Source organism: Arthrobacter sp. H41 (genome assembly GCF_000520535.1).
Lineage (GTDB): Bacteria > Actinomycetota > Actinomycetes > Actinomycetales > Micrococcaceae > Arthrobacter_D.
This window is the reverse complement of sequence record NZ_KI914789.1, coordinates 44,895-48,103: the sequence shown is the minus strand read 5'-3', so window position 1 is coordinate 48,103 and position 3,209 is coordinate 44,895. Positions and strand designations below refer to the sequence as shown.

At 68.9% G+C, this 3,209-nt stretch carries 3 protein-coding genes; all 3 read right to left on the bottom strand.

All coding sequences use genetic code 11. The annotated features are described in order from the left end of the window. Positions 1–501, bottom strand: a 501-nt coding sequence (locus Y705_RS0108150) for a rhomboid family intramembrane serine protease (RefSeq protein WP_026532499.1), incomplete at its 3' end; no start/stop codon positions are given. Between the two features lies 1 nt (position 502). Next, entirely contained in the window at positions 503–1,783 is a 1,281-nt protein-coding gene (gene ilvA, locus Y705_RS0108145; protein ID WP_253908544.1) for a threonine ammonia-lyase, read from the bottom strand. Beyond that, positions 1,780–3,012 (bottom strand): AI-2E family transporter, encoded by a 1,233-nt coding sequence (locus Y705_RS18420; protein WP_049822467.1) that lies wholly within the window; start codon positions 3,010–3,012, stop codon positions 1,780–1,782. The genes ilvA and Y705_RS18420 overlap by 4 nt, the downstream gene beginning before the upstream one ends. Positions 3,013–3,209: the final 197 nt, after the last annotated feature.

The window sequence follows — 3,209 nt, the reverse complement described above, 5'->3', positions numbered from 1 at the left end:
GAGGTGCGCCTGCCAGGAGATGTTCGAGCCGACCACCGGGAGCACGCCCCACAGGATGGAGCCGTAGGCGAGGAACACCACTGCTGCGAGCAGGATCTGGAATACGTTCCGGTTGTAGAAGCCGCGGGCGACCAGGTAGGTGAAGAGGCCGAAGACCACACCCGACGCGCCGATGGTCAGCCCCCCGCCGACCGTCCAGACGCCGAGCCCCGAGACGAACCAGCTGGTTCCGATCGCCACGACGAAGCGTCGGACACCGTCGAGGAACGTCAGGAAGCCGAGCACCAGTAACGGCAGGGTGTTACTGACCAGGTGGGGCAGTCCGCCGTGGAGCAACGGCGCGAAGAGGATCCCGTCCAGCCCGCGCACCCTGCGCGGCTCGATGGCGAAGTACCCGGTCAGCAGCTGGCCGGTCAGCAGATTGAGGAAGAAGACGGCCCAGAGGACCGCCACCAGCATGCCGACCGTCAGCAGTCCCGTCCGTGCCCGGTGTGCCAGCATGTCAGCCCTGGATGACGACGGGCTGGAAGCCCTCGGCGCGAAGGTTGCTCAGGACCTGCTCACAGTGTTCGTCGCCCTTGGTCTCCATGTTGATGGTGATTGCGACGTCGCCCATGCTGATCGAGCCGCCCACCCTCGTGTGGTCCACGCCCGTGACGTTGGCGTCGGACTCGGCGATGATCCGGGAGATCGTGGCCAGGGAGCCCGGGCGGTCGTCCAGCAGCATGCGGACCACCAGGTAGCGCCCTGCTGCCGCCAGTCCGCGCTGGATCACCTTGAGCATGAGCATCGGGTCGATGTTCCCGCCCGAGAGGATGACCACCGTGTTGCCCGGCAGCGCACCGTCCTCGGTCAGCTTTCCATCGAGCAGTGCCGCGACGCCCACGGCACCTGCCGGCTCAACCACCATCTTGGAACGTTCGAGCAGGAAGATGAGAGCGCGCGCGAGGGAGTCCTCGCTCACCGTCACGACGTCGTCGACGAGCTCACGGATGATCGAGAAGGGCAGCTGGCCCGGTCGGCCGACAGCGATGCCGTCGGCGATGGTCGACACCTTGGTGAGCGGCACCAGGGCGTCGGCAGCGAGCGACGGCGGGTAGGCGGCAGCGTTCTCCGCCTGCACGCCGATGATCCGGATGGTCCTGCCGAGTTCGCGCGCCCGGGCCTTCACCGCGACGGCCACGCCCGCGAGGAGTCCCCCGCCGCCGACGCCCATGAGGATGGTGTCGACGTCGGGTACCTGTTCGAGGATTTCCAGGCCGATGGTCCCCTGGCCCGCCACCACATCCACGTTGTCGAACGGGTGCACGAAAACGGCGCCGGTCTCGTCGGAGTAGCGCTTCGCCTCTGCCAATGCCTCGTCGACGTTGTGGCCGTGCAGCACCACTTCGGCTCCGTGGCCCCGGGTCGCGGCGAGTTTGGGCAGTGCCACACCGAGCGGCATGTAGATCCGCGCCTGGATGCCGAGGCGGCTCGCCGCGACTGCGACGCCCTGCGCGTGGTTGCCGGCGGAGGCGGCGACGACGCCTCGCTTGCGTTCCGCCTCGGACAGTTTGGCCATGCGCGTATAGGCCCCGCGCACCTTGAACGAGCCCGCGCGCTGCAGGTTCTCGCATTTGAAGGAGACATTGGCGCCGATCAGCCGGCCCAGCGCCCTCGATTCCTCGATGGGCGTGTGGGCGATCACACCGTCCAGCAACGCCCGTGCGGCCTTGACGTCATCGAGGGTGACGGGCAGGTGCGGTAGCGCCGCCTTATCGGCGAGGGCGGTTTGCTCGGTCACGTTGTCATCTCTTCCTGGAGGGTGCGGGCGGACGGGCCGGAGCCCTCGATGCCGGGGGGCGTGAGCGCAGGGTCGTACTCCCAGGCCCGGTGGGCGATGTACCGGATGACGGTATTGGCCACAGCGAGTAGCGGCACCGAGAAAAGGGCGCCCGGGATGCCGGCCACGAGGGTACCTCCGGCCACAGCCAGCACCACGGCGAGGGGGTGGAGGGCGACCGCCGGCCCCATGATGAGCGGCTGGAGGATGTGCCCCTCCACCTGCTGCACCACCAGCACGATGGCCAGCATGATCAGGGCATTGACCCAGCCATTGGCCACCAGGGCAAGGAGCACTGCGATCGAGCCCGTGGCCAGGGCCCCCACGATCGGGATGAACGAGCCGAGGAACACGAGCACACTCAGCGGCAGCGCAAGCGGCACCCCGATGATCGCGGCCCCGACGCCGATCCCCACTGCGTCGACGAAGGCCACGAGCATCTGGATCCGGACGTAGCTCGCCATGGAACTCCAGCCCCGCCGCCCTGCACCGTCCACGGCGGCGCGCGCCCGCGCCGGCGCGAGGCTGGCGACGAAGCGCCAGATGCGGGCGCCGTCGGCAAGGAAGAAAATCAGCGCGAACAGGGTGAGCAGCACCCCCGCGGCGAACTGTCCCGCGTTGCTGCCGAAGGACAGCGCGCCGCTCACGATCGAGCCGCTGTTGTTCTGGAGCGCGTCGCCGACGTCCTGCAGGTACTGGTTGATCTGGGTCGCCGTCAGCTGCAGCGGTCCCTGCGACAACCACGCGAGCGCCTGTTCGATCCCGGTTCGGGCCTCTACCCAGAGTCCGCTGAAGCCCACGGCGAACTGCTGCCCGACGAGGGAGAGCGCAAGTCCCACCAGGACGAGGAAACCCACCACGGTGAGTGCGACGGCGGATCCGTTGCCCACACGACGGCGTAGCGAGTCGGTCACCGGTGCGAGTAGCGAGGCGAGGAGGCCGGCGATCATCAGCGGTATGACGAGGAGGGAGATCCGGCCGAGGAGCCAGACCAGGACTCCGACCACCACGAAGACGATCCCGAGGCGCCAGGACCAGGAGGCAGCCACGCGGAGGGCATAGGGCACGTCGTCCCGCCCGGGTCGGAAGGACGTCCGGGAGCCCGTGCTGGTTCCAGCCGGATCCGGCGTCGGACCCCGCGCGGGCCCCCGCACCAGCCCCGCGGGCACCGGTGGAACGGGATCGCCCATGGCCGCGACACGCTCGGAGATGGCGCGCTGCAGGGCACGTCTGGGTCTACCTCCAGAAAGTCGCGGCATGGCCCAATCCTTCCACACAAGCACCCGCGCGGGACTATTCGAGACGCGGCTCGATACCCCACCGCGCAGTGAAGGAGCCGGCCGGCTCGAGCCAGCGCAGCCCCTCCCCCGAGTTGAAGGCGTCGGCC